The organism is Micromonospora sp. NPDC051924 (assembly GCF_055586005.1).
Map to the genome: position 1 here is coordinate 69,481 of NZ_JBVJJA010000009.1, position 22,743 is coordinate 92,223.

The following is a 22,743-nucleotide window of genomic DNA, read 5'->3' on the forward strand; positions in this document are numbered from 1 at the left end:
ACGATCAGGGTGTTCCGATGATCGTCGCCGAGCAGCCGCACGAAGTCGGCGAGGACCTGCTCGAACAGGGTGATCGCCTCGCCCACCCGCCCCGCCGATTGGTAGGCGGAGGCGAGGCTGTTGCGGGCGATCAGGGTGTTCCGATGATCGTCGCCGAGCAGCCGCACGAAGTCGGCGAGGACCTGCTCGAACAGGGTGATCGCCTCGCCCACCCGCCCCGCCGACTCGTAGGCGGAGGCGAGGCTGTTGCGGGCGATCAGGGTGTTCAGGTGGTCGTCGCCGAGCAGCCGCATGGAGTCGGCGTGGACCCTCTCGAACAGGGTGATCGCCTCGCCCACCCGCCCCGCCGACTCGTAGGCGGAGGCGAGATTGTGGCGAGAACCCAGGGTGTCCAGGTGATCGTCGCCGAGCAGCCGCATGGAGTCGGCGAGGACCTGCTCGAACAGGGTGATCGCCTCGCCCACCCGCCCCGCCGATTGGTAGGCGGAGGCGAGGTTGTGGCGGGCGATCAGGGTGTTCGGGTTTTCGTCGCCGAGCAGCCGCACGAAGTCGGCGAGGACCTGCTCGAACAGGGTGATCGCCTCGCCCACCCGCCCCGCCGACTCGTAGGCGGAGGCGAGATTGTGGCGAGAGGTCAGGGTGTCCGGGTGGTCGTCGCCCAGCAGCCGCCGCCGGCCGGCGAGGATCCGCTTGAACAAGTTGACTGCAGGTACAAGCTGGCCTTGGAACTGTCGGTAGGCCGCTACCCGGTCGCCGAGAAACAAGACGTCGGTGTTGTCATGACCGTTGCCGATGCTTGCGATCAGCGCGTCTATGTGTGGCAGCAGACGATTCCACGAGGGCCAGCCCGCCATGTTATTGACCGGATCGTCCGGTATCGCTCGGACGAGCAGCGCGGCGGCAAGACCGACAGCGTCCTCACCAGGCCCCGGCAGCTGAGCAGGGCTACCAGTACGGGTGACCGCCTGTACCAGACGATGCACGCTCACCACGCCGCCCGCCCGCTGGATCATGTTGTACGAGGCCAACACCGCCAATGCCTCACCCAGCGCCACCTTGTCTTCGGTGATCGGCGTGAGCACGTCCTCGGGCAGATTCTCGGGCGCCAGCACCGCCAGCACCGCCATGACACGAGCAGCGAGCGGCGAGCGTCTGCTAATGGCTGCCATGGTGACCTGCCAGATCCTCGCGATGCTGCGCTCCGCAGTGGCACCCTCACCGGCGTGGGCGGCTACACGTGCGAACTGCTGTGCCAGCAGCCGTCGGTAGTCATCGAAGCTCAGCCCATCGTGCTGGCTGATGTAGGCGGCAGCCTGCTCCAGCGCCAGCGGCAGATCACCCAAGTCCGCCGCCAGCCGGCTCGCACCTGCGGTATCCCCGGAGCCGGCCAGGCGGGTCAGCAGCTGCACACTCGCCTCCCGGACCAGCACCTGCAGACGGAGCGGCGCCAGGCCGTACCTCGCCCACCGGGCCGCGCCCAGATCCCGGCGGGTGGTCACCAGAACCTGACCACGCCCAGCAACCTGACCCAGCAGCGGCGCAATATCAGCGATGTCCTCCACGTTGTCCAACACCAACAGCCAGCCCGAATGCGACTGCAGCCAGCCGATCGCCCACTCCTGCGCATCCGCCAACATCGCCACCGGATGCAACCGGCGTGTCAACCCCGCCAACCCCAGCCCGACGTTCTCCGCCGTGTCCGCGGTAATCCACCACACCACGGCATAGCGGTCGCGGTAGGCACGCGCATAGTGCAGCGCCAACTCCGTCTTACCGACGCCGCCCAGCCCATGCACGGCAGCTTGCCCCACCACCACACCCGCATCCGCGCGATGCAACAACGCCGTCAGTCCGGCCAGATCACGGCCAACGAACACCGCCGACGCGACGGGCATGTTGTCCACCCCCGCCGCAGACACCGAGGTTGGAGACGAAATCGTCGAGACATCCACACTTACATTCGTCTGCGTGTTGTGGTCCCCGACCTGCACCCCCGCCGAGCCATTCACCGTGGTCGGGTACGCGCCCGGCTCGGGCTTGCCGCCGGTCACCGGGCCGGGTAGTGGAAGGTGTTGGTCTGCGTGTTGTGATCCCCGACCTGCACACCGGCCGACTGCGACACCGTCACCGTGAACCTGCTGCCTGGCACACCCGCTTCCGTCAGCAGCCTCGCAATATCATCAGCCAGCCGCCCATCCTCGGCCAGGGCCCTCTTCACCTGCGTGAACAACGCCGCAATGAACGCCTCATCCTCCGGGTTCTCCGCCACGTCCGTCACGGCACCACCCACCTGCGCCGACCGCGACGACGCCAACAACCGACCCAGCAGGCGCCGCCCCCAGCCCAGCGTCGCATCAGCTGTGACATCCGCGCTCTGCTCCGTCACCCGCTGTACCACCGCACTGCCGTACGCACCCGCAGCCGCCGACAGGAACGGCACCACCGCACCCGCCAACCCACCAACATCAACCATTAGCCACCCCAGGAATGCCAGCCGACGACCTCCGATCTACCACACCCCCGTGCGCGAGCCGAACCCCCAAAGAGGCTGAACAGTTACCACCAACCAACCCAAACGTTCAACCACAACCGATCCCGGATCACCAATCCGCCGCGCGCCTACAGGAACAACGCGACGATCGAGCCAACGCCCCCAAGTCCACAGCGACACGTCGACAAGGTGAACGCACTACTTTCGGGCTATGACAGCTCGGAATGCAGCCATCAAACATGGCCTGGGACGTGGAGGGCAGCCAGCTAAACATGCCGGCACGCAGCCGGACATCAACTGGAGCCTGACAGCGCCCGGGCGAAACTCTGGTCAGTCTCCTCGTCGGACCACTCCTCGCGGCCCTCCAACTCCGCCGTCGCCGGTGGCGCCTCCAACGCCTGCCGGAACTTTGCCACGTCCTTCTCCGTGCCGCCCTCCACCCACCAGGCGTAGATCACGTCTAAGAGCGACGGCAGCGGCAGGTCCAGCGGCTCCCGGCCGGTCCGCATCAGCAGCGTCCCGTGGAACTCGGGCCAACGCTTGACCGCCAGGGTCAGGAGGCGCTGCCCGACCCAATAGGGCGGCCGGACCACTCCTCGCACACGTGCGTGAAGATCCCCATGGCGTCGGTGAAGTCGAAGCTGTCCTCCGTGGACAGCAGCCGCCGCCGGAACACCGCCAGGCTCTTCGGGTCCAGCGTCTGCTCGAAGAAGTCGAGCACCGCCGCCACCTGGTCGGCCTCACTGCGGCTCGACGACGCCGCCGCCATCAGGTACGCCAGCTGCGCGTCCTTCGGCGCCCGGCACACCATCTCCACCCCGTCCAGCTTGAAGGGCACGTCCGGCAGCTTCTTCTCGCCGCCGGACTCCTTCGCCACCTTCGTGCTGGTCCTGAACTCCCGCATCCTGCTTCCTCCCTACGAGCGGACGAGCCGGAACCCCTCCGACCCCGCTACCTCTTCCATCGCCTCGCGCAGCCACGGCTGCGCCCGCGTCCCCGGGTGACGCACCAGGCTGGTGAACACCACCTGGCCGCCCGTCTCGAACCGCAGCATCCCGCCGGCCCGCCGTGGCCGGATCAGGTGCGCCCCCGTGCCGTCGTGCACGGCGGCCGCGTACTCGACGTCGTTCTCGACGAACCCGTACACCTGGCCCGCCCGCACGCCGACTTCCTCGCGGTGCGCCGACCGCAGCCGGCCGGTGTCCACCGGGCACGTCAGCACCGCCCGGGTCCGCACCTTCCGGGTCACGCTGCGGATGAACGACACCACCTGCCCGGTCGAGCCGGTCAGCAGCTGACGCATCTCGCCGGCGAACAGGTCCAGCCGCGTGTTGACCCGTACCGCCATCAGCGGCGCGTCCTCCGCGTCTTGCCGTCGCCGTCGGCGTCCGTCGTCGGCGCCGGCGTCGGCTGGCTGGCGTCCGGCGGCTCCAGGCCGGCGGTCGCCGCCTGCTCGGCCTCCTCACCCTCCAGCACCTCGTACCGGCCGGCCTCCACGAGCGTGGCCAGCCGCGGCCCCCACTCGACGTGCTGCACCGACCCGTCCGGCACGCCCGGCATCGCCGTCAGCGCCCGCACCGTCACCTTCTGGCCCTTGCGCATCGCCCTCACTCCTCGTCGCACACGCACACGTTGGTCATCACCGCGACCAGGACCTCCTGGCCGACGCAGCCGCCGGACGGGCCGACGCTGGACTGCTCGCCGATCCACACCGACTCGACCTGCCCGAGGTCCTTCAGCTCGCACAGCACCGTCCGCCGGATCCGGCCGGCGTCGTCGGCCAGCTCCGCCGCGCTGCTCTCGAGCTGCGCCGCGGTCGGCGGGTTGCCGGCGTCGTCGGGGCTCGGCGCGCACCGCGCGGTGCCCGCGCCCAGCTCCACCGCCCAGAACGCCCCCGGGTCGGCGCCCTCGTCGAGCGGCGTGCCCCGCCCGCCGGGGAACTCCTCCGGCAGCACCGGGTACGTCCGCACGATCCGCACCCACGCCTGGCCCTCGCAGCAGGAGTCGATCGCCACGTCACGGCCGGGCACCACCGCCACCACGGCGGGCGTGCCGCCGAGCGCGCCGTCCAGCGCGCCGCCGATGAGCTCGCGCAGCTTCACCGCCACCGGCCACGCCACGTCGTCCTGCGGCTCCGCCACCGGCTCGGTCACGACGTCCTCCTTCGTCCATGGTCCAGGTCCGGCGACCACACCACCGTGTCGCGGGGCAGCCGGTGCGGGTTCACCACCCGCAGCCACTGGTCGACGTCCGGCAGCCCGGTCATCCCGTCGCGGACGAGCTGCGCCGGGTCGACGAACGTCTGCTGCACGCCCTGCCGCACCACCGACGCCACCCGCCGGGGCAGCCGGCACGTCGTGTCGGCGACCAGCGCCTTCGCCAGCTCGCAGGCGTACGCGCCGGCCGCCACCTTCCCGCCGGCCGGCAGCGGCACCCCGCGCTGGTAGGTGACCGTCCACGCGCCCGGCTGGTCGTCGGCCGCGGTCAGGTCCTGCCGGGCCGGCCAGCTCTCCCCGTCGATCCGCACCAGCCACCGCCGGTCGTAGACCGCGTACGCCTCGGCCGGCAGCTCCTGGCCGTCGATGACAACCCGGGTTACCGCGTTGATCGGGCCGGGCAGGCTCAGCTCCTGCCCGACCGGCCCGCACGCGCACGCCCCCACCGGGCAGCCGCAGTACGTCACCGCGAAGCTGCCGCCGTACGGCAGGTCCAGCCACGACTCCCACCGCCGCCACGCCTCGCTGTCGCCACGCCGCACCGGCCGCACCGTCGAGTCGCACACGCCGTACCGGCGGCCGGACAGCGCCCACAGGACCTCCGTCGCGAGATCCGTGGCCGCCTTCCGGACCGCCTCGTCGTACTGGTCCCAGCCCTTGCAGTACGCCGTGTTCAGCTCCCACGCGCACGGGCCGGTCCGCGCCGGCTGCGTCACCGTCTACCTCAGGCAGCCGGGGCGACGAACGACTTGAAGCGCTGCGCGCCGCTCGACGTGTGCGTGACCGTCACCAGGTACGTGCCGGGGGCCGCGTACTTGTGGCTGACCGTCGCGTCCGCCGCCGGACCGGCCGACGACGCCCCGTCGCCCCAATCCACCGAGAACGCTTGGTCCGGCGCGGCCGGCACGTACGTCGCGGTGAACTGCGCCGTCATGTTCGTCGCGTCCGCCGGGTCCGCCACCACGGTGCCGTCCGGCGGCCGCACCGTCAGCCCGCACGTCGGCGCCGGCGGCGGCAGGTACGTCCAGTCGAGGTGCAGCAGGTCCTGGTCGCCCATCGGGTCCATCAGCGCCGCGACGCCCGTCGTGCGCAGGTAGACGTCGTACGGCCCGACACCCCAGCCCGGGTTCTCGATCGCCTTGCCGGTCAGCGTGAAGCTCGCCGCCCCGTTCTCGATCGTGAAGTCCCCGATCTGCCCGTCGATGATCTGCGGGAGCAGGAAGTACCCGAACCTCGGCCGCTGGATCGCCCCGGCCACGCACTTCTTCAGCTGCGTGCCCGACCACACCTCCAGCGCCACCGCCGAGTCGAGGTTCACCGCCGACGTGACCCGCATGCCGGTCGCGTTGCCGTCCTCGTCGAGCACCACCGGCATCCCGGTGAACAGCGTGTACAGCTCCGGGTCGACCCGCCCGCAGGTCACCGTCACGTTGTACAGCTTGATCCGCCGCCGGGCCGGCTCGTAGACGAGGCTGTCCCCGTTGGCGTCCTTCTGGTCGATCTCCTCGCCGTCGTCGACCTCGGCCGCGTACTCGACGCTCACGAAGCCCTTCGACGTGACGTGGACCGGCCATCCTCCGGCGCCCAGGATCGGGTCGCCGCACACCCCGAGCTTCGTGGCCCGGAGCATCTTCCCCTTCACCGGGGTGTCGCACACTGCGGTCATCAGGCATCCCTCAACAGCGAAGGTCCATGCCCGGCCCGCAGCCAGCGGCGAATACCCCGTCAGCGTAGCCGAGACGCAGCCCCTCCAAGGCGGAGCGGGGCCGCACCCGATGGGTGCGGCCCCGTCCTCTGCGGCCGTCAGCGCAGCTTCCGGCCGTCGATCACCTCCAGCGTCGCGCCGATCTCCTCGGCCTTCTGCTTCGTCCACTCCTCCATGCGGTCCCAGGCCTCACCGTCGAGCACCCACGCGCCCCGCTTGTCGCCGAGGATCGTTGTCACCATCACGGCCCGGTCGACGTCGAGCACCACGCCCGTCCGCTGGCAGGTGATCGTCCGCTGCACCGCGTACAGCAGCGTCTCCCGGTCGAGGTACTTCTGCCGCTCTTCCTCGCTGTCGGCCATCAGCGCCCGCAGCACGTTGCTCGACATCAGTACCTCCCCGCCGGCACCGGCTGCGTCCACCGCGCGGTGCCCTCGACGATCCGGCCACGGCACCGCCCGCACAGCACGGCGGGCGGCTGCCCATGCGCCAGGTCGACCGGCAGCTTCACCACGGACTTGCAGCCCTGGCAGTTCATCGGCACCAGCCGGGGCAGCCGCAGCCCGAGCAGCAGCATGTCCCGGGGCACCAGCGTCTCCCTCGGCTGCCCGCCGCCGGTCGGCAGGATCACCAGGTTGACGCACGTCGGGAACTCCCGCACCTGCTGCACGTCGGCGATCTCCACGACCTGCCCGAACAGCAGCACCTGGTCCCGGCGCTGCAACTCCTCGGTCCGGACCGTCGGGTCCGCCTGCTTCCTCGTCTCGACGGTCACGCCGCCGCCTCCTCTCGCTCCAGCCAGCAGAACCTGGCCTCCACATCGATCACCAGCTGCGTCGTCAGCCCGGCCCACACGTCGGCCGGCAGCGTCGCCAGGTGGTGCCACCGGCCGCCGTGCGCCCCGTAGACGTGCAGCGCGCCGCAGCCGTGCTCCCACAGGTACGCCCAGCCCTCGTCGTGGAACGGCTGGTCGGAGCCCATCAGCCCGACCGCCGCCGGGCTGCTGATCTCGTCCTTGTAGCCCCGGCCGACGCCGCACACGTACGTCCACTCCGGCCGCCGCTCGGACACCGCCTGCTGCGGCCAGTGCGTGTTCGCCAGCACCGACCAGTGCCGGTGCAGCAGCACCTCGACCATCGCCCGGGTGTCCCGCTGGAAGCTGCGCTCCCACATCACCCGCATCTGCGCGAGGGTCCAGCTGGGCTGGCCCTCCAGCTCGACCAGGCTGGCCCGGTACCACTTGCTGCCCGGGGCGAACTGCCCCACCAGCGCCCTCATCGGCCGGCCTGCATCAGCTGGATGCGGGTCGAGTCGCGGGCCGAATCGCGGACGGCCTCCATGTAGCCGCGGTAGTCGGACGCCCGCCACTGCGCCGCGTAGCCCGCCTTCTGGACCTCCAGCAGGTCCAGCTGCGACAGGTCGCCCAGCTCGTGCAGCGACCAGCACGCCCACGCCTCCCACCGCTTCGGGCCGCGCTCGGGGAACACCCCCAGGTAGACGTGCAGCCGGTGGCCGCCGAACAGGTACGCCCACTCGCGGTCGCCCGCGCGGGCCTCGGCGATCCGGCCGGTCTGCGCCGGGTAGCCCTCGGACGGCACGCCGACCAGGTGGCCGCTCGGTCCGGTGCCGGGCACCGCGAACAGCCGCGACCAGTCGTTCTGCAGCAGCACCGCCGCCGCCCTCTCCGGACGATGGCCGCACAGCTCGTGCAGCAGCACCGACAGGGCGGGGACGACCATCGTCGGGCAGCCGTCGTGCTGCACGCCCCGCGCCACGTACACACCGTCGGCACCCTCGGTGCCGACCAGCGCGCGTAGACCCATGGTTTACCTCCACGTGAACCGGGTCTTGCTTCGGACAGTTACCTTGCGCTGTCCGGCCGCAATCGTCAATAGCGACCGGACAGCAGAACCCCGGCTAGGGGCTCCGCACCGGAGCCGGACACCCGCCCAGCCCCGCCTACGCAGCCACTAGGCGACGTCTGCCGGCCGCGCGTCGCACTCGTCGGCCGGCCCGCCGTCGTAGTGCTTGCAGCCCGGCGCGCACGGCCCGGAGAAGTGCTCCCCGCAGTGCTTGCAGCAGTCGGTCTCGTCCAGGCAGTTGAACTGCCCGCACTCGTCCGCCGCGCTCACGGCGGCGGCCACCAGCTCGGCCAGGTCGCCGCCCTCGCTCGCCGCCTTGTGGATCGCCTGCCGCGTCTGCTCGGGCAGCGCCCGCAGCCGCTCCTCCAGCTCGGACGACTCGACGAGCTGCACCAGGTCGCGCCCCTCCAGCGCCGCCTGGTAGATCGCCAGCTGCGCCCGCTCCGGCAGCGCCGCCAGCTTGTCGGCGTACACGTCGTGCTCGTCGCGCGTCACCCGGTCCACGCTTGCCAGGTACCGCTCCTTGATGCTGCTCAGGTCCATCTCTTCCTCCACGCAAGCTGGGCAGGGCGTACACATTCATTGTATGCGACCGGCTCCCCCGCATACATTTTTTATGTACGCGGGGGGCTGTGTAGCACGTCACACGACCGGCCACTCAGAACAGCTGGCCCTGCCGGAACACCGCCTCGGCGTCGAACGTGGACGAGTCCGGCGCCGGCGGCGGCGGCGGGGGCGGCGGGGGCGGCGGCTTCGGCCGCGCCTTACGCATGTGCCGCTCCAGTGGGCTCTCCGGCGTCGGCAGCTCCAGCACGTTCCGCACCGCGCGGATCTGCATGGCGACCTTCCACGCCCGCCGCATCTCGTCGATCGCGATCTGCCGATCCCGCAGGGCCTCGTGCATCCACACGTCCAGCAGGCCGTCACCGCAGCCGACGACCACTCGCCAGCCCAGCCCCCACAGGTGCAGGTTCACCGCGCACAGCGCCGCCGCGAGCGGGTCCAGGTCGTTCGCCCACCACTCGCACGTCGTCGGGTCGAGGCCGTTCTCCCGCATGGCCCGGGCCGCGCCGAGGAACATCGTGCCCGTGCCGGCGCACGGCTCCAGGATCCGATCGCCCTCCTTCGGCCCGGCCATCCGGCCGAGCAGCTCCGTCACGTCGACCGGCGTCAGGAACTGGCCGATGCCCTTCCGCCCGCCGTGGCTCTTCATCTGCTGGAGCAGCGTCCCCAGCAGGTCGTAGTCGCCCCACCCGTCCGGCCCGAACCGGCCGAGCACCCCGCGCCGCAGCGCCGCCTGGCCGACCGCGTGGATCGCCCTCTGCGTCGTCTCGTCCGGCTCGTCGTCGATCCACGACCACAGGTGCTTCGTCCGCGGGTTCAGGTCCGGCCGCAGCGCCGCGAACTCGCACCACAGCCGCTGGATCAGCAGCGTGAACCCCTCGTGGTCCAGGCGCTCGGCCACCTCGCCCAGCCGGTCCAGCTGCTCCGGGCCCGGCGCCTCCCGGGCCACCAGCGCCAGCGCGGCCACCACGCTCATCGGCACCTCGATCCGCGAGCCGCCGTACCGGCTGTGCCACGCCTCGTCGACCGCCTCGGCGATCGCCCGCGCGTGCTCGCGCGGGTCGGCCGGCACGGCGTTCGCGCGCCGCGCCACCGTCGTTGTCGTCATGCTCTTCCTCCACGTGAACTGCCGGCGGCCTGCCCGCCGGCGGGAACGGCAGCGCCCCCGCAGCCAGCACGGCTGCGGGGGCGCTCGGGCGGCTCAGACCAGCCGCAACAGCTCCATCTCGGGGACGCCCACCACCGTCGGGCAGGCCAGGTCGTAGAAGTCCAGCCGCACCATCTCCCCCAGCTCGTCCTTGCCCGCCACGGCGGCGGCCTCCTCCATCACCCGCGACCAGTCGACGCGCGGCGCGCTCTCGTGCCGCCGCTCGGCCAGCGCGCCCAGGTCGAACGACACGACGTCGCCGTCCTCCACCTGGGACAGCGCGACGACCTCCCACTGCTCGGCGGTCGCCTCGGTCTCCATCAGCTCCATGCTCACGGTCATCTCCCTCTCTCTCGCTCGGTCAGCAGTTGCCGCACACGCCCGACGCCGGCAGCTCGCAGAAGCAGCTGTCGCACAGCCGCTTGCGCACCGCCGCCACCTCGCGCCGGTTGGCCGCCGCCTGCTTCTCGCGGGCGACCCGCTCGCGCTCGGCCAGCACCCGCGCGTTGTGCTCGCGCACCCGCCGGTTGTGGGCCAGGCGGGCACGCTCCTGTTCCTCCGTCTCGCGCGGGAGCAGGCCCTCGCCGGATGCGACGCGCCACCGGGGCTCGGTGAACGCCTCCAGGGCGGCGATCGTCCGCTGCATCTCGTAGCTCATCTCCTTGGCCATCGGGCACTCCTCACGCAGTCGGGGCGGCTTGCTGTACAACTTCATTGTATGCGACCGCCAGGTCCGCATACAAGTTTTATGTACGCGCCCGGCTGTGGAGCGGGCCACACAACGACGACGCCCCCCGCGCCCACGTGGGGCGCGAGGGGCGTCGACCCGCTCGGCTCAGAACGACTGGCGGTACAGCTCGTGCGTGTAGCAGTGCCAGTAGAACTCCTGGTTGTCGAAGCCCTGGCACGCCAGGTGCTCGTCGACCTTCGCCGGCGGCACCCTCGTCAGCTCGGCGGCCGGCAGGTACCACCGCGCCTCGTCCGGGTCGATCACCACCACCTTGTCGCCCATCGGCCGGTCGACCAGGCCGCGGTGCTCCTGGGCGTCCCAGGTCCAGGTCACCACGTCGCCCTCGGCCAGCTCGGGCGCCGGCTTCGGCCGCGCCGCCTTCACGCTCTCGGCGACGAGCGCCAGGGCCTGCCGCCGCTCGGCCACCTTCATCAGCGCCGCGTCCACCGCCGCCGCCTTGTCGCTCACGGCGGCCAGCAGGTCGCCGCGCACCGACGTCCGCAGGTCGCCCGCCTTCGCGGTGACCACCGCGTCCTCGGTCGCGCCGGTCAGCTCACGCGCGCGCCGCTCCAGCTCCCGCTCGGCCTCGATCACGTGCCGCACCAGCTGGGCGACCAGGCCCCACTGGTCGGCGGCCTCAGCCTCGACGCCGAACTCGGTGGCCAGCTCCTTGACTCGCCTCTCCATCTCTCAGCCCTCCTGTAGGGGTAGCGCGTGACGTACACATTCATTGTATGCGAATTTCGGTCTCGCGTACAAATTTTATGTACGCCTCGGGTCGTGGAGCGGGTCACACAAAAAGCGCCGCCCCACCTGGCACGGGGAAGAGACCAGGTGAGGCGGCGCGGCCCGGGACGCGGGGCTCCGGTCAGCTGCTCCGCGAGGAACGCGACGACCGGGACGCCTTCGCCGGCGGCTGGGAGGAACCGTCCGCCGGCTCGGCGTCCGCCCCGGACCCGTCGGCCCCGGCGTCAGCCGACGTGCTCTGCGCGGCGGCCTGAGCCTCCGCGGGAGCCTCCACACGCTGCCGGCCGTCGCCGGAGCTCAGCACCTTGTCCGCCAGGTCGTCCGGCACGTCGAACGCCAGCCCCACCGGGCCGTCCGTCGTCGTCTGCACCTCGAAGCGGCGCTCCTCGCCGGCCGCCTCCAGCAGCTCCTTCGCGAGGACCTGCGCGTCCGCACGGTCCTTCGGGTAGATCACCGTCATGTCACCCTCCTACGCCGGGACGCCCGGCAGCTTGACCTTCACCGCCGCCGTCGTGCAGCTCCACCCCACCGTGTAGAACCGCTCCGCGACGGCGAACACCTCGTTGTCCTTGCGGTCCAGGGCCTCCGGCAGCTTCGGCAGGAACACCGCCGACCGCCGCACCATCACCGGCCCCGTCGCGTACAGCCACGCCTCGTCGTCACCCGGCGCCGCGCCGCCCGGGCCGACGCCGGTCGTCTGCGCGAAGACGATCGGGTCGCCCAGCGGCGCGACCATGCGCGGACCCTCGATCCGCGTCAGGCCCTTGCCCTGGAACCACCCGGACGTCCACCGCGGTGCCCACAGCGCGCCGAGCACGCCGGCCCGGTCGGCGATGTGCGCCTCCAGCCGGCCGACGCCCTCCTCCAGCGGCACCGGCGCCACGTCCGACCCCGCCAGGACCTCCGTGTCGGCCGCCGCCAGGAACTCCTCGCTCCCGGCCTCGCCGGTCCACACGTAGTGCTCCAGCGACTGCTGCTCGACCTGGCCCATCGCCCGCCGCGCCCGGTCGAGCAGGTCCGGCCGGGCCACCGACCGGCCGGTCAGGCCGGCGTACAGCCGGATCACCGCCGACTTCACCGACGGCACCCCGTCCGGCAGCGCCATCGGCGCGCGGGCCGGGTCCGAGGCCGCCGCCGCGCTCGTCGGCGCGGGCGCGTCGACGCACTGCGGCTCCCACTCCACGCCGGCCTGGAACTCGCGCTGGTCGGCGGGGTCGACCACGGCGGCCGCCGCGAACAGCCCGAAGCGGTACGGCGTCGTCGCCGGGGCGTCCACATACAGCAGGGGCTGCGTCACCCGTCATCTCCTCACCGGCTGGGGACCGCGCCCAGCGCGGGCGCGGCCCCGTCAAACGGGTAGCTCAGACCGCTGAGCAGTCGAACGCCACGGTGCTGCCGGTGACGCCCGTCGGGCACAGCGGCACGCTCACCTTGTAGGACACGAAGCACCGCTTCACCAGCAGCGTCGCTTGCTCGGTGAACAGCGCGATGTACTCGTTGTCCTTCAGCTTCGTGCTGTCGTAGACCGCCGACAGGTCGATGATCGGCTTGGAGCCCTTGACCCACGTGCCCGGCGCGTAGATCAGCAGGTCCGCAATGCCCGGCCACTGGCCCGGGGCGGCGCTGCCGCCGAAGCCGTTGCCGCCCGCGTCGGCGTACCCGTCCTGCCAGTCGTAGACGAACTGCGGCCGCAGGTGGCGTCGGGTGAACCACGCCGTGATCTGCTCGTCGGTCACGTCGAGGTAGTTCACGCCGGCCCGGCGGCTCATGTCCGCCCGGATCCAGTCGATCAGCCACAGCGGCGCCACGCACTCCAGCAGTTGCCGGCGGCTCAGCCGGTACCGGTACCGGTAGTCGGTCGCCGCGAGGGAGATCGCGCCGAGCAGGGCAGTGGTGGTCTCGTCGCCGTCGACGTCGCCACCGAGGGTCAGCGCGAACTGCGTCGACTGGCCCGGGGCGGTGGCCATCCGCTGGATCAACCGGGCATTGATCTTGTGCTCGTGGGCGGTCAGCGTGCGCCGCACCACGTCCCGGGTCAGCTCAGGCCACACCGCGTTCTGCACGATGTCCTGCTCGATCTGCACCCCGTCCACCTCGAGGCGCGTCTCGGCCCAGTTCACCGTCGGCACCCGGTACGAGGGCTTGTCAACCCCCGCGGTGCTGTCGGCCTCGGTCTGCACGAAGCCGATCCCCGAGTACAGGTCGCGGAAGTCGAGGTTGGCCGGCACCTTGATACCGCCGCCGCGGGGGATCGTGATACCCGGGAGGTCCAGCAGGCCCTCGGTCGTCTCCAGGCCCTCGCACAGCTCCCACAGCGTCTCCGACGGGGCGCCCCATCCGCCGGCCGCGACGAGGTTGCCGCCCGACAGCCGCGACTCCGACGCGGCGAGCTCCACCAGCTCCATGTCGGTGAGGCCCCTGCCCCCGGCGACGAGCGCCTGGTCGACGGGCAGCTCCACCCGGGCCACGTTCTGCTTGATGCGGGTCGCGACGCCCACCCCGCGCGGGAAGCCGGCGAACTTGTCGTCGAACGCCGATGCGACCTCCGACACCGAGGAGAACACGTGCCCGTGCGGCACGTTCGGCACGTCCGCCGCCGCCTTGATGACCGCCGACTTGCCAGCGCTGGTCACCTTCGGCTTCGGCTGACGGCGGGCCGCCCGGCGCGCCAGCGAAGCGACGACCGGCGTCGGCTGCTGCTGCGCTGGCTCCTCGACCGCCGGCTCCTCGGCCGGCGTTCCCTCGACCGGCGTCTCCTCGGCCGGCTCCTTCTCGGCTTCGCCGCCGTCGCCCTCGTCACCGTCGCCATCGCCGCCCTCCGGAGCGCCGTGCACCGTCGCGGTCAGGTCGTCCAGCTCGGAGGCGACCTGCTCGGCCGCCTGCTCGATCCGCGCCTGCTCGGTACGCACCGACTGGACGAACGTGGCCAGCTCCCGCAGCCGGGCGAGGCCGTCGACGTCCAAGGCCGTGTCGTCGCGGAGAGCATCGAACGCCGCGACGGCCTGGCTCTCCAGCTCGGTCAGCGCATCCAGGTCGAGCCCATCCAGGCTCGGAGGGATTTGAAAGTCCACCGTCGGCTCCTCAGCACGGAAGGGATCTCGTCCCGACCGGCCCGCAGCCAGCATCGGCGGTTCAGCGCCCAGCCTAGCCCACGTTCCGCAACGTACCGATCATCGAGCGACTCAGTGATCATGCGCGCAACCCACCCGCCACGCTCACGGCGAGATGAACGCGGGAACCGCAGCGACTGGGCTTGACCTCATGGGCGCGGCGCTTCATGCGACTGGACGTCGACGGGTTTCACCGAAGCAGCCGGGTCCGTCGATAGCCCCGGCAGGCCATCCGGCCTGCCATCCGCCCCGGGCGACCCGAGCGAACTACCGCGCGACCCGTCAGCGTCGGAACCATTCGTCAAGGTCTCATTAGCATGGCGGGCCGATGGCCCTCTCCCGCCGAGGCGAGTCGACGGCTGATGGGGTGATGCGACGCGCTGGCGGCTTCTGGCAAGCTCGCCTCCATGGCACTGGCGAGGGCGGACGCAACCCGGCTCAATAAGCTCTACTTTGGCGACAATCTCGCCGTCCTGCGCGAGCACGTGGGCACTGAATCGGTTGACCTCGTCTACTTAGACCCGCCCCTCACCTCCCACACGTCACCCAGCGGCTTGCTGGGCAAGAAGGGTGACGTGACGGCAACCTCCACAGGGGGCAGCATCCAAGCCTTTGACGTGCCGTGGTCATGGGGTTACGACGCAGAGGCCTGCTACAGAGAGGTGCTCCATGGAGTTGCCCCTCCGGCGGTCGTCAGCTCGCTACAGGCAATGCGCCAGTTGATGGGCGAGAGCGGAGTACTTGCCTACATAACAATGATGACGCCTCGCCTAATTGAGTGTCAGAGGATCCTCAAACCGAGTGGGTCTCTGTTCATTCATTGCGACCCTGCAGTCTCGCACTACTTGAGAATAATTCTTGACTCAATCTTCGGCCCAGAGACTTTTCGCAATGAGATCGTCTGGCAAAAGACTCTGACGAAGTCACCGGCCACCCACCGCCTTCCCTCCAGTCACGACGTAATACTTGCGTATGGAAAAACCGAGGCGGCGCGTTGGAATCAGGAGGCCCTTTTTCAACCGCACGGTGCTGACGATCTCAAGAGGTATCCGCACCGCGATCCCGATGGGCGCAGATACCAGCTTGCCAGCCTGGCAAGTCCGACTCCCGACCGGCCTAACCTCACCTACGAGTTCCTAGGTGTCACAAGAGTCTGGCGTTGGACCAAGGAGCGGATGGGAGAGGCCCACCGGGCTGGACTAGTCGTCCAAGCAGGACCGGGAAGGGAACCCCGACTCAAACGGTATATGGACGAACAGCGGGGACATCCCCTCGGAGACGTCTGGACAGACATCCCTCCCCTCAACGCGCGCGCTCCCGAACGGGTCGGCTATCCCACACAGAAACCACTGGCGCTCATAGCAAGGATTATTGAGGCGACGACAAGGCCGGGGGATCTGGTGCTTGACCCCTTCGCTGGGAGCGGCACGACGATCGACGCCGCACAAAGCTTGGACCGGAACTGGGTTGGCATCGATATGACTGCATCTGCTATCGACCTGATCGACGCCCGGCTTCGCGACAGGTATTCCGAGTCAGTCCGAGGCTCTTACGAGATCTTGGGCACGCCCAAGACCCTCCATGACGCCCAGGCACTACTTTCTCGCTCGCCACTCGAGTTCGGACGCTGGTGCGTCATGCTCGTTGACGGCCAACCCGAAGAGGGACGAGCCGAAGACAGGGCAATTGACGGAGTGATCCGCATTCCAATTGACGAAGAGGACGGATCTCACCGGGTCCTCGTGTCTGTCAAGAGTGGACGGCCGAACTTGCGACACCTGCAAGACCTGATCAACTCGGTCGACACCCAGCAGGCCGCCATGGGCCTGTTGATCCTGATGAACGAGCCGGCACGCGGAATGATGGATGGGGCGCAACGTGCCGGCGCATATCGCTATCCCCTCAATGGACAAGAGTACCCACGGATCCAGCTAATCACGGTTGAAGAACTGATCAGGGGTGAGCGGCCCAACCTGCCAATTCCGCTGCTGCCATTCCTGCAATCCCGACCAAGAAGCGACGGCGCAGATACTTCGGCAGCCTCTGGCGACTGCTGACGCGACGATGCCTGACTACGTCGAAAGAAGTAATTTCATCGATCTGGCAGGGCCATTTGAACAGTGGCCCGAGTTGCAGTGCCCACGCTGTAGGCGGAGCGCACTAGAACCCGACGTTCAGACCTTTGAGAGCGCAAGCAGCACTGAGGCCCGTCTAGGCGATCCGGTCTGGGATGGGTGGACGGAAGGGCACTTCTACGGCACATTAGCCTGCCCCCGCACGCCGTGCGGAAACAAGTACGCGGTCGCAGGAAACTGGAGCAGTAGATCCGCTGATTTGCCCGAGCAGGACGACGACTTTCTGGACGACCCTCACCTGGCTGGCTTCTCGGTGAGGCATATTTTGCCGGCCTTTCCAGTCATACCGTTTCCCGACAAAACGCCGGAAGGCGTCCGCGCCCTAGTGCAGTCGGCTAGCTCGGCATTGCTGTCCGATACGAGCGCTGCAGCGAACCGCATGAGATCTGCGGTTGAGTGCTTACTAGATGCTAGAAATGTGCGCCGATTTCCTCCAGGCAAGCGAGGCGCGAAGTATCGCTTTACAACAGACCGCCGAATCAAGGAATTCGCCGCCGAGAACGACGAGGTAGGCGACCTTTTGATGGCGATCAAGTGGATAGGCAACGCGGGGAGCCATGAAAGTAGTCCCCTACCCCTCGATGTGGTGCTGGACGGGATCGAACTCTTCGCGCACGCTATTCACTTGTTGTATGACGACACAGCCCAGGCACTGCTGAGGCGGGCTGCTCGCATTAATAGGCGCCGCGGGCCCGACCGCCGATGAAAGCGCAGTGACGGGCAAGGCTCCCGCGCAGTCGCTCGTGCTGATCAACCTCTACTTCTGCACCTGGCGGATCGTGCCACCGCCGCCTTTGCGCACGTCGGCGATCTCCGCGTCCGTCTTCGACCCGAACTCGCCGCCCGCGCGGCCGTCCCCGTAGGACAGCACCCACACCGTCGCGCCCCGGCGCCTCGCGCCGCAGTTGCACCCCACTGTCTCTTCCCCTACTTCCCGTGCACCTCGGCGGTCATCGCCGCCACGAGAGTCATGCGGTCCCGGCCGATCGACGCGGCGATCCGGTCCGCGCTGGCCGCGGTGGCGATCCGCTGCCGCTCGGCGGCGAACCCGGCCGCCACCGCCCGGCGCACGGTCGCGTCGAGGGCGGCCGGCGACATCGCCCGCGTCTCCCGCCGACCGGCCAGATCCGACGGCTTCCAGCCGGCCCAGCCGGAAGCGACCATCGCGTATGCCCGCCCGCCCGACGAGCGGCCCCGCACCACCGGGAACCCGCCGACGTTCACGCACAAGGCCGCGACGAGCTGCCGCGCCCCGCCGATCCAGCGCCAGTCCCCCGACAGCGGCGACCTGCGCAGCAGCTGCACCTGCTCCTCGGTGGCCTCCGGCACCAGCGACCCGGCAACCCAGGTGCCGTGAACGTCCCGGCCCGCCCGCACCACCGCCACCTGCGTGCCGGTGTCGTCGTAGTGCTCTACGGCGGCCGCCGCGCTGGCGGACAGGTCGGCGTGCCCGGTCGCCGCCGTGATGTGCCCGACCGCGACCAACTCCCCCTCGGCGGTCTGGATTTCCGGCCGGTGGAACCAGTCGAAGCCGCCCTCGTCGGGCGGCATCACGCACTGCCCGCCGGTCAGGAACGACAGGTGGCAGTCCCGGTCGGCGAGGTGCCCGAACACCCGTCCGTCGGCCGTCACCGTGATCGGGGTCAGCTCGGTCAGGCTCGGGTCGTCGAACCACGCCCTCGGCGGGTAAAGCGGCGCGACCTGCTTGCTCTTCGCCGCCGCGCCGGCCGCGGTGACCGGCTCCTCCTCCTTATCGGAGGGCTCAGCCTCATCGGAGGGCTCGCCGTCGGCCGGCTCGTCGTCGACCAGCGCCAGCTTCGCCTCCATGAACGCCTGCGTTCCGACGAGCGTCACCGCCATCACCCGGCCCTTGGTCACCGTGATGTACGGCTCCTCGCCGGCCTCCATGAAGGCGTCCCACTCGTCGTCGGTCATCTCCTCGATCGGCTTGCCGTCCGCGTCGGTGAACACGAACTCGAAGTCGTCGAGGTCGACCGACGGGAACAGCACCCCCTGGCGCAGCAGCTCCAGCGCCTCGCCCAGCTCTGGCACCGCGTCGATGAAGTCACCCGCGCCGACCAGCTTCGTCTTTTGCACCTCACCGACGGTGATCCGGCCGATGGTCACCGCGCCCTCGTGCCCGGGGGCGTCCTCCCGGGCCCACCGCAGCGCCAGGGGCAGCTCGCGGAACGACCACTCGCCGTCCGCCGCGAAGATCCGCCGGTCTCCCGACCTGGCACCCAGCGGCGCCAGCGTCCCCTCCCACGTCGCCATCTGCTTGCCACCCTTCGCGGCTGCCGCCGCCGTCACCGTGATGTCCAACCCGGTGGCCCGGTCGCGCCGGGCCCATGGGTGCTTCGGGACCGCAGGCAGGGGCTCGCCGGCCTCCACCTCGATCATCGTGCAGCGGCAGTTCACCGTCTGCCCAGGCGGCGCCGCCGGGTCGCCCGGGTACCGCATCGGCGCCCCGCCGACCATGAACACGCCGTCCAGGGCGACCCGCTGCCCGTCGGCGTCCCGGTGGTCGTCCCGGGTCCGCTCGTCGTGCGTGGCCACCCACACCTTGTCCAGCTTCTCGTCGAGCGCCTGCTCGGCGGTCAGCCACGCGGTCAGGGTCCCCGCGTTGTACGCGCCGATCGTCTCCGTCCGGGCGATCGTCACCGCCCGCTCCTCCCACGACCGCTCGCCCAGGATCGCCTCGATCGCGTCGCGGATCCTCGGCACGCTCGCGCCCTCGCCGGTCAGCTCGGCGACCGCCGCGACGACCTGCTGCCACGCGCTGTCGGGCACGCCGGTCAGCCGGTTTGGCAGCGCCGCCAGGTACTCGTCCTTCATCTGTGCGACGCGCAGCAGGTCGACGTCGCCGCCCGCGTCGGCGACCCCCTCGAGGAACGTCTTGTCGACGGCGGGCACCAGGTGCACCGTCATCGCCTCGAACCACGCCTGCCCGGCGCCGGCGAGCGCCGACGGGTCGGGCGGCAGCGCCGCCGCGGTGACCGGCAGCGCCTTCGCCCGCGCGTCGGCCAGCCACGTCCGCAGGGCCTTCCGGGCGGCCCGCAGCACCCGCCGCTCGGCGGCCAGCACCCGCGCCGCGTGGTCGAGGCGCAGCGGCAGCCACGGGTCCTGCTCGGCCACGGCTCAGCCTCCCGCCGGCGGGTCGGCGACCACGGCGACCTGCACGCCCTGGACCTGCACACCGCCGTCGGGGCGGGACACCGGCAGCCCGGCCGGGCTGCGGATGAGCCGCTCAAGGATCAACACGTCGTCGTGCAGCTCCAGCTTCACGAAATCGCCGCCGAGGTCGATACCCACCGACGCGAAACACTCGCGCAGCTGGGTCAGGGTCACGCTCTCCGGATCAGCCATCGGTCTTCCTCCTCGCGTGGTTGTGCCGCGCCACCACCTCCGGGTCGCACACGTGGCCGGCGTCGGTCAGCGGCGGCTGGTCGCCCTCCCACAGGTCACCCCACCAGCCGCAGGTGCGGCAGATCGTCCACCGCAGCCGCTCGCAGCCCTTGCCGCTCCCGGACCGCTGGCAGGCGTACCCGTGGGCGGCCACCAGATCCGGCACCAGGACGACCGCGCTCATGCCGGCACCAGTTCCCCGCGCACCGTGCCGGCCAGGTGCTCACGCAGCTCGGCGACGTCGTGCCGCGCGCCGGTCACCAGCAACCCGCCGACATACGCGGTCAGCGCGGCCGTCAGCTTCTCCACGTCGACGCCGAGCTTCGTCGCCACCGCCGGCACCGCCGCCCATGCGCCGTCCAGCAGCCGGGGCACTGACGTCGGCGTGGACTGCCGCACCGTGTGGTACTCCCACGCCTTCAACCCGGCGTGCCGGTACCTTTCCCGGCCCAGCACCCGCTTGCCGGCGATCTCCAGCGCCCGCAGCGCCAGCACCTCACACGCCGCAACGAAAGGCTCGCTCGGCCCGGCCGCCGCGGCGGCGATCGCCGACTTCTCGGGCGGGCCACGGTCCTCGGTGTCGCCCGGGGTCGGCACCTCCGTCGTCGGCTGCTCGTCGGCCGGCGGCTCGACGGGCGGCAGCTCGGCCGGGGCCGAAGCCGGCTTCAACGCCTCCGGGTCGACGTCGACGGCCACCCCGGCGACCTCCAGCAGCCGCTGCACCAGCAGCGGCCCGGACGCCGGCACCGTGCGGATGATCTCCAGCAGCCGGCGCAGCTCCCGCTCATCGTCGGTCGGCTTATCGCCGTCGGCGAAGCCGGTCTCCCGGCGCAGCGCGTCACCCGACAGCTCGCCGAGCCCGTACAGGTCCTTCGCGTCCGCGCCCTTGTCCGGGGTCTGCGTCAGCTCGCTGGTGTCGTACCAGACGATCCAGCGCTTCGCGTCGGCGACGCCGGGCGCGCCCTCCAACGCGGGCCACAGCATCTGCTGGGTGAGCGCCGCGCAGAACAGCTCCAGCTTCGACTCGACGTGGTACTTGATGGTCGCCTCGTCGGTCATCCAGGCGCCCCAGTGGTTCGCCTGCGTCATGCCGAGCAGCATCTCCGGCGGGGCGTCCAGGCCCAGGGCGAGCCGCCGGATCGCGCCGTCCAGCATCGACGGCACCGTGGCCGACAGCTCCGTGGCGAAGCTGAGCAACCGGGCCTTTTCCAGGTGCTCGGCGGGGCCCTGCACCACGATCGGCACGAGGGCGGCCACCGAGTCGCGGTCCTTCACCGCGGTGGTCATCGCCTCGGTCAGCGTCGCCAGGAACGACGTCACCCCGTCCTCGGCGTTCTCCTCCTGCTCGGCGGCGGCGAACGACAGCTCGTTCGGCAGCAGCAGGATGCCCGCGCCGGCCAGCCGGGAGTCGATCTGCGACTGGACGTACTGCGTCAGCCGCTCGATGAGCCGCAGCACCCGCCGGTTGGCCTGCACCTGCGACTTCGGCAGGGCGTGCTTGCGCGGCGACGGTGCCCAGATGCGGACGATGACCGTCTCGTCGGCTTCCAGCTCGCGCGGGCCGTCGCCCTGGTCGAGCACGTACTTCCCGGCGCGCTCTTGCAGCTCCTCGTTGGAGGCGATGAACCACCGCTCCCGGTCGGTCGCGTTGCCGGCGTTGTCCTTCTCCGGCTCGCCGATCAGGTAGCACTCGCCGGGCACGCCGAGCTGGATCCCGGCGTCGTGCAGCAGCTCGCCCTGCTGGCCGGGGCCGCCGAGGAACGTCTCGTTGACGCCGGCCGGCGCCTGGTCGGGTGTCTCGACCGGCCTGCCCTGCTCGTCGATCTGCGTGATGTATAGCCGTGCGCGGCCCATCGCCTTTGCGATGAGGTCGACCAGGTACGCCAGCTCGCCGCACTGCTCGTAGTGCCGCCACGCCTCGTCCTGCCACTCCTGCTTGGTGACCTTCCGCAGGCTGCCGCTGGACTCGTAACGCATCTTCGCCGCCGACGCGACGACCGCGGTCGCCTTGCCGACCGCGCTGTCAACGTTGGGCTTCGTGCCCCACCAGGCCATGCGCTACTCCTCTGACTCGGCGCGCACCAGCAGGCACGTCGCGTGGGACAGAGCCAGCGCGACGGTGGGCACGTCGACCCACCAGTAGCCCGACCAGCGGGGGACGTCGGACAGGTGCCACCAGGCGGCGGCAGCCGGCGCGGCGATCCACACGGACAGGCACCAGCGGCAGAACAGCAGGTACGCGAACGCGCTGCCCTCGGGCAGCCGCCTCACGATCGCTTCTCGGGGTCGCCGGGTGATCTCGTCAGCGGTGACCAGCCTGGTCACGCGGGCGACGACGAAGAGCACCACCACGATCTCGATCAGCCCCGTCACGGATATGAGCATAGGCGGAGGTATTGCGACCGTACAGCCGATGCGAGGCGTAGCTGCTTTGCGGTGTCGCAATTGGTGTTCGACGTTCCGCCCGGGGTTGCCATGCAAGTGGGGCGTTAACCCGGTCGATTAGCAGCGGCCCTCGGGGCCATGATGGGCGGCATGATTGCTGGTGACTCGGGCGGAGACGACCGGGCTGGTGAGGTAGCCGCAGCGGCACGGATGAGCCGTGGTGGGGATGTTCAGTGGACTGGCATC

Annotated in this window: 28 protein-coding genes; 2 read left to right on the top strand and 26 right to left on the bottom strand. The window is 70.5% G+C overall.

Going from position 1 to position 22,743, the window contains the following annotated elements:
- From ACZ6S5_RS09735 to ACZ6S5_RS09835, 21 genes are all read right to left on the bottom strand, one after another.
- Positions 1–2,051 (bottom strand): tetratricopeptide repeat protein (locus ACZ6S5_RS09735; protein ID WP_465999560.1); only part of this gene is annotated, 2,051 nt, incomplete at its 3' end.
- Complete coding sequence (locus ACZ6S5_RS09740) at positions 2,048–2,440, bottom strand: hypothetical protein (RefSeq protein ID WP_465999562.1); 393 nt, start codon at positions 2,438–2,440, stop codon at positions 2,048–2,050. The genes ACZ6S5_RS09740 and ACZ6S5_RS09735, both read right to left, overlap by 4 nt.
- A 344-nt stretch (positions 2,441–2,784) precedes the next feature.
- Positions 2,785–3,084, bottom strand: a complete 300-nt coding sequence (locus ACZ6S5_RS09745; protein WP_465999564.1) for a hypothetical protein — start codon at positions 3,082–3,084, stop codon at positions 2,785–2,787.
- Positions 3,045–3,395, bottom strand: a complete 351-nt coding sequence (locus ACZ6S5_RS09750) for a hypothetical protein (RefSeq protein ID WP_465999566.1) — start codon at positions 3,393–3,395, stop codon at positions 3,045–3,047. The genes ACZ6S5_RS09745 and ACZ6S5_RS09750 overlap by 40 nt, the downstream gene beginning before the upstream one ends.
- A gap of 12 nt (positions 3,396–3,407) precedes the next feature.
- Entirely contained in the window at positions 3,408–3,839 is a 432-nt protein-coding gene (locus tag ACZ6S5_RS09755) for a hypothetical protein (protein WP_465999567.1), read from the bottom strand.
- Entirely contained in the window at positions 3,839–4,093 is a 255-nt protein-coding gene (locus ACZ6S5_RS09760; protein ID WP_465999569.1) for a hypothetical protein, read from the bottom strand. The genes ACZ6S5_RS09755 and ACZ6S5_RS09760 overlap by 1 nt, the downstream gene beginning before the upstream one ends.
- 5 nt (positions 4,094–4,098) lie before the next feature.
- Entirely contained in the window at positions 4,099–4,644 is a 546-nt protein-coding gene (locus ACZ6S5_RS09765) for a hypothetical protein (RefSeq protein WP_465999570.1), read from the bottom strand.
- A complete protein-coding gene (locus ACZ6S5_RS09770) occupies positions 4,641–5,423 on the bottom strand; it encodes a hypothetical protein (protein ID WP_465999572.1) in 783 nt (260 codons plus the stop codon). Before ACZ6S5_RS09770 ends, ACZ6S5_RS09765 begins: the two co-directional genes overlap by 4 nt.
- Before the next feature lie 8 nt (positions 5,424–5,431).
- A complete protein-coding gene (locus tag ACZ6S5_RS09775) occupies positions 5,432–6,373 on the bottom strand; it encodes a PKD domain-containing protein (RefSeq protein ID WP_465999574.1) in 942 nt (313 codons plus the stop codon).
- 137 nt (positions 6,374–6,510) lie between these two features.
- On the bottom strand, positions 6,511–6,801 hold the full coding sequence (locus ACZ6S5_RS09780) for a hypothetical protein (RefSeq protein ID WP_465999576.1): 291 nt from the start codon (positions 6,799–6,801) through the stop codon (positions 6,511–6,513).
- Complete coding sequence (locus tag ACZ6S5_RS09785) at positions 6,801–7,187, bottom strand: hypothetical protein (protein WP_465999578.1); 387 nt, start codon at positions 7,185–7,187, stop codon at positions 6,801–6,803. Before ACZ6S5_RS09785 ends, ACZ6S5_RS09780 begins: the two co-directional genes overlap by 1 nt.
- Entirely contained in the window at positions 7,184–7,690 is a 507-nt protein-coding gene (locus tag ACZ6S5_RS09790; RefSeq protein ID WP_465999580.1) for a hypothetical protein, read from the bottom strand. The genes ACZ6S5_RS09785 and ACZ6S5_RS09790 overlap by 4 nt, the downstream gene beginning before the upstream one ends.
- Entirely contained in the window at positions 7,687–8,235 is a 549-nt protein-coding gene (locus ACZ6S5_RS09795; RefSeq protein ID WP_465999582.1) for a hypothetical protein, read from the bottom strand. Before ACZ6S5_RS09795 ends, ACZ6S5_RS09790 begins: the two co-directional genes overlap by 4 nt.
- Positions 8,236–8,382: 147 nt before the next feature.
- Positions 8,383–8,817 carry a hypothetical protein gene (locus ACZ6S5_RS09800; protein WP_465999583.1) on the bottom strand — a complete coding sequence of 145 codons (435 nt, stop codon included), beginning with the start codon at positions 8,815–8,817 and terminating at the stop codon, positions 8,383–8,385.
- A 115-nt stretch (positions 8,818–8,932) separates the two neighbouring features.
- The gene (locus ACZ6S5_RS09805) at positions 8,933–9,946 is read right to left on the bottom strand and encodes an N-6 DNA methylase (protein ID WP_465999585.1); all 1,014 of its coding nucleotides are present in this window, start codon (positions 9,944–9,946) and stop codon (positions 8,933–8,935) included.
- Between the two features lie 93 nt (positions 9,947–10,039).
- On the bottom strand, positions 10,040–10,321 hold the full coding sequence (locus ACZ6S5_RS09810; protein WP_465999587.1) for a hypothetical protein: 282 nt from the start codon (positions 10,319–10,321) through the stop codon (positions 10,040–10,042).
- A gap of 25 nt (positions 10,322–10,346) precedes the next feature.
- Positions 10,347–10,655 (bottom strand): hypothetical protein, encoded by a 309-nt coding sequence (locus ACZ6S5_RS09815; protein WP_465999589.1) that lies wholly within the window; start codon positions 10,653–10,655, stop codon positions 10,347–10,349.
- Between the two features lie 165 nt (positions 10,656–10,820).
- Positions 10,821–11,402: a hypothetical protein gene (locus tag ACZ6S5_RS09820; RefSeq protein WP_465999591.1), complete on the bottom strand. Its 582-nt coding sequence runs from the start codon at positions 11,400–11,402 to the stop codon at positions 10,821–10,823.
- A gap of 181 nt (positions 11,403–11,583) precedes the next feature.
- Positions 11,584–11,922 (bottom strand): hypothetical protein, encoded by a 339-nt coding sequence (locus ACZ6S5_RS09825; protein WP_465999592.1) that lies wholly within the window; start codon positions 11,920–11,922, stop codon positions 11,584–11,586.
- A 9-nt stretch (positions 11,923–11,931) separates the two neighbouring features.
- Positions 11,932–12,759 carry a hypothetical protein gene (locus tag ACZ6S5_RS09830; protein ID WP_465999593.1) on the bottom strand — a complete coding sequence of 276 codons (828 nt, stop codon included), beginning with the start codon at positions 12,757–12,759 and terminating at the stop codon, positions 11,932–11,934.
- A 64-nt stretch (positions 12,760–12,823) separates the two neighbouring features.
- A complete protein-coding gene (locus ACZ6S5_RS09835) occupies positions 12,824–14,533 on the bottom strand; it encodes a major capsid protein (protein ID WP_465999594.1) in 1,710 nt (569 codons plus the stop codon).
- Positions 14,534–14,979: 446 nt separating this feature from the next.
- On the opposite strand from ACZ6S5_RS09835, the gene ACZ6S5_RS09840 reads away from it, so the two are divergent.
- Together ACZ6S5_RS09840 and ACZ6S5_RS09845 are read left to right on the top strand one after the other, a co-directional pair.
- Complete coding sequence (locus ACZ6S5_RS09840) at positions 14,980–16,629, top strand: site-specific DNA-methyltransferase (RefSeq protein ID WP_465999595.1); 1,650 nt, start codon at positions 14,980–14,982, stop codon at positions 16,627–16,629.
- 7 nt (positions 16,630–16,636) lie between these two features.
- The gene (locus ACZ6S5_RS09845; RefSeq protein ID WP_465999596.1) at positions 16,637–17,413 is read left to right on the top strand and encodes a DUF4145 domain-containing protein; all 777 of its coding nucleotides are present in this window, start codon (positions 16,637–16,639) and stop codon (positions 17,411–17,413) included.
- Positions 17,414–17,634: 221 nt separating this feature from the next.
- On the opposite strand, the gene ACZ6S5_RS09850 is transcribed toward ACZ6S5_RS09845, so the two are convergent.
- Genes ACZ6S5_RS09850 through ACZ6S5_RS09870 form a run of 5 tightly spaced genes read right to left on the bottom strand, consistent with a single transcriptional unit; the run spans position 17,635 to position 22,485 of the window.
- Positions 17,635–19,842 carry a phage minor head protein gene (locus ACZ6S5_RS09850; RefSeq protein WP_465999597.1) on the bottom strand — a complete coding sequence of 736 codons (2,208 nt, stop codon included), beginning with the start codon at positions 19,840–19,842 and terminating at the stop codon, positions 17,635–17,637.
- A gap of 3 nt (positions 19,843–19,845) precedes the next feature.
- The gene (locus tag ACZ6S5_RS09855; RefSeq protein WP_465999598.1) at positions 19,846–20,073 is read right to left on the bottom strand and encodes a hypothetical protein; all 228 of its coding nucleotides are present in this window, start codon (positions 20,071–20,073) and stop codon (positions 19,846–19,848) included.
- Positions 20,066–20,296 (bottom strand): hypothetical protein, encoded by a 231-nt coding sequence (locus ACZ6S5_RS09860; protein ID WP_465999599.1) that lies wholly within the window; start codon positions 20,294–20,296, stop codon positions 20,066–20,068. The genes ACZ6S5_RS09855 and ACZ6S5_RS09860 overlap by 8 nt, the downstream gene beginning before the upstream one ends.
- Positions 20,293–22,167, bottom strand: a complete 1,875-nt coding sequence (locus ACZ6S5_RS09865; RefSeq protein ID WP_465999600.1) for a hypothetical protein — start codon at positions 22,165–22,167, stop codon at positions 20,293–20,295. The genes ACZ6S5_RS09860 and ACZ6S5_RS09865 overlap by 4 nt, the downstream gene beginning before the upstream one ends.
- A gap of 3 nt (positions 22,168–22,170) precedes the next feature.
- Positions 22,171–22,485, bottom strand: coding sequence for a hypothetical protein (locus ACZ6S5_RS09870; protein ID WP_465999601.1), 315 nt, complete (start codon positions 22,483–22,485; stop codon positions 22,171–22,173).
- Positions 22,486–22,743 lie beyond the last annotated feature (258 nt).